Source organism: Calothrix sp. FACHB-168, from assembly GCF_963889195.1.
Classification (GTDB): domain Bacteria; phylum Cyanobacteriota; class Cyanobacteriia; order Cyanobacteriales; family Nostocaceae; genus Aulosira; species Aulosira anomala_A.
In genome coordinates, this window is record NZ_CAWPNJ010000005.1 from 1 (window position 1) to 3,121 (window position 3,121).

Below are 3,121 nucleotides of genomic sequence, written 5' to 3' on the forward strand. Positions count from 1 at the left end.
GATTTACTCATTGCTCTCAAGGGTGCTGTTGTGTTTACTTATTAACAGCTTACGCCCTGAGAGTTTTTTTTACTCAATTGCCGACTTTTCAAACATCCTCTAAAGCCTTACCAAAGAAAGTCAAATTTAGAATTATTTTTACCTTGATTATTCCAATTCAACATAGTTTTTTACAGCGTAGAGTTGCTGTAATTGATTCTTCCAACTAGTTTTTGGCTCCATCTGTGTTGCACTTGGCAAAATTTTTTGAATTGCCACTGTTGTTTCTTTTGGCATGGCAATAACTACAGTCGGTACGGTTTGCAAAAATTCCATTGGTAATAAAGTGTAATGCTCTTGCAAAGCTGCTAGGCGATCGCTATCGTCAACTGCCAAGTATAGTGTTCTGTGGTGATGGGGCGAATTTAACACCATTAGGGACAGTGCATCGATAGGTGAAGAGACTAACACAGCTGTTGTTATGGGAGCGTTTGAGTTTCCACCCATAGTCACATGGAACCAACCACATGAGCGCCTACTACCAGGATACAAACTACAGTGATCGCTAGCCTCAAGAGGAGAGTATAAATAAGCTCCCGTAATTTCATGAGTCAGACTCCGCGCCAGAAAGACTGCATTACCTGCCACATCTGCATAAAGCAAATCGCGTTGGTGAAGTGTTTGTACTAGTTTTTGAGGAACTGAGTAAGTGCTTGTAAGATAATTCTCTACTTCTGTCCAACGACTGTGCATTGGTGTCGGCGGTATGAAAATACTGGGTGGAGTTCGTTGAGTGAGAGCTACAGCATGGTGAGTCAGCGCAGTTAACATCGCCGTTTCACCAAAGCGATCGCCTATCCAAACAACTGCATCATCGAATGTACATTTATTAATCTCCATCACTAAATTAAGCGCACTGCTGTTGAATAGCTTGTGTTGATTCAAGCCCAGTTCATAAGCAACAAGGGACAATGGTAAGTCTTGTTCCTTACTGGTTTTAAGGCGCAGTAATTGCAATTCTCTCTCTAGCTGTCGTCGTAATTGTTCGCTTTTAGATGCCGTTTGCTTTAATTGAGTGTTGTGTTTTTGGATGCGCGATCGCTCGTGAAGTTGGTAGTTGATCGTTTCCAACTGCGGACTCAAAACTTCAATCACCCTCTGTCGGTACGATTCACTCGTTTCTTCTGCCTGGGGTTGGGGAAGACAGCGTTCCCAGTCGAGAAAAAGAGAATCCTGATTAACAGCAGCGTAATACTTTTTGATTTTTGTGTAAGTAGCAGTACTTCCTTTGATACCGCGAGAAATTCCTAAATGTGCAACAGCCTCAGCAAAACTATCTTGCAAGGAGTAGAGTTTATCCCTGGTGCCAAACAAGGCTCTACAGTTGAGCTTACCTCGTTCATCCAAGGGTACGAGGTAAGCATGAATATGTGGTGTAATTTCATCCAGGTGCAGTTCTGCCCGAATTATGCGATCGCCAAGCGCACCAAAGGTACCGCTCCAAGAAGAATTCAACCACTTCACCGTTGCTTCCACAAAATTATCCAAGCGCTGTTTGTCGTAAATTCCCGCTTCAGTAGATAGGTCAAATCCAGCAGTTACAGTTTACCCAGATGAGGGTAATTGGTACTCAATTTAATGAGTATGCCCTAAGAAATTTTCAAGATGAAAGAGTAGCGATTAAATTTGAGGATAGCGTGCATCCTCGTGACTCAACTAAAACTGCTCGTTGGGTAATTTTAGAGGGTAAAAAGCTCGGTACACTGGATGCTCATTCTCCTCATTTACTAGCCGGATGTGAGGCAATTGCAGCTATTACTTCTGCTCCCAGTACGAGCTTTATTGTTACCAGTTTGAAAAATCCTGACCATAAATTGCAAATTGATAGCGTTAATAAATATGCTTTTGCAACTCGTCAATGGCTGGGTGAGCAAGTAAATATTACTTTGGATGTGCGTCAAACTCAAGAGCGTAAAACACCAAGTGTTTTTGCTTGTATTGGTAATCAAGTATTGGGAGTAGTAAATAAGCAGTCAATCAATTTTTTACAAGGGAGACTGGCTGCTGTTGGTAGACAACTTCACGGATTTAGTTTTGTTGGTATGCTCAATAATGCTCCGGCTAGTTATGCGGATATTGTGATTGATAGCAGCAGTGTTAAGTTTCCAGAAATTAAAGTGGGGGAACATGAAAATAATTCCGCAGTTGCAACTGTCGTATTTTTTAGTGCATCTGTTGACAGTCAGTTTCAAGCCAAAACAGAGCAAGTATTGTGTAATATGCTCAGACGCGCTGTTGATCGTGCAGTGGAGAGGGGTTATGATACCGTCCGCTTTGTTGATGTTTCGTTACAATCAGATAAGTCCTCACAGAATCTGAAAACTATTGAGATGCTGCACACAGAGCGGAAGAATATTAAGGTTGAGTTTAAAGGTGCAGCATCACTAGAAGATGCGATCGCACTCCTAAGGGAGCCAGATGATATAGTTATTGGTATTCGCAGCCCAAAAACCATTGGTATGATAGACTTTGCATCTAACCACCGAAAAGCGATCGCTGCATATATTCCGGAAACTGGAAGATTTGAGCGGCGTAATTTACCTTCAATTCAACCGAATGTGGTTGCCACAAAAAACGATATCGAACGCGATGGGAGCTATTGAGCCACTACACGATGCTATTGTACTTTCAATTGGCTCAACACCCGCGCTACTTCTGTTGGTTGAGACAATAACAAAGTTTGTAAATGCGATCGCAAAACTGCCAATCTCTGATAATGTCCATCAATTTTGTCTGGAATACCCAAGCGTCTTGCTGCGGTACGAACACGAGGTTGTGCTAACTGCTGTATCAAAACTGCTAGAGATTCTGTATCAACATTATTTGCTGTATTTGAGGCGATAGAATCAGCAAGTTGTGTCTTGATCCGTACTATCTTACTTACAGGTTTGAGATAGGGAAGAGAATTTATTCTTTCGGCTTCTTGGTTGCAAGTTAAGGAGTGTACAGCTTTACTAAAGGAAGTCTTACCTGATTGCTTCTAGGACTTACGCATTGACAAAAAATATCATTGATGTGTACTAGGCAGCACAAGTATTGGTGAGATTGTTCACAATGTAATCACGCACAACTAAAGTGAACA

General features: G+C 41.7%; 3 protein-coding genes. 1 reads left to right on the plus strand and 2 read right to left on the minus strand.

Annotated elements, in window-relative coordinates:
• Window positions 1-147 precede the first annotated feature (147 nt).
• Window positions 148-1,527: a plasmid recombination protein gene (locus AACW45_RS03870; RefSeq protein WP_199331321.1), complete on the minus strand. Its 1,380-nt coding sequence runs from the start codon at window positions 1,525-1,527 to the stop codon at window positions 148-150.
• Window positions 1,528-1,592: 65 nt separating this feature from the next.
• On the opposite strand from AACW45_RS03870, the gene AACW45_RS03875 reads away from it, so the two are divergent.
• Window positions 1,593-2,642, plus strand: a complete 1,050-nt coding sequence (locus AACW45_RS03875; protein ID WP_190638281.1) for a hypothetical protein — start codon at window positions 1,593-1,595, stop codon at window positions 2,640-2,642.
• Between the two features lie 14 nt (window positions 2,643-2,656).
• Here AACW45_RS03875 and AACW45_RS03880 read toward each other — a convergent pair whose 3' ends face one another.
• Entirely contained in the window at window positions 2,657-2,833 is a 177-nt protein-coding gene (locus AACW45_RS03880) for a hypothetical protein (RefSeq protein WP_190638282.1), read from the minus strand.
• Window positions 2,834-3,121: the final 288 nt, after the last annotated feature.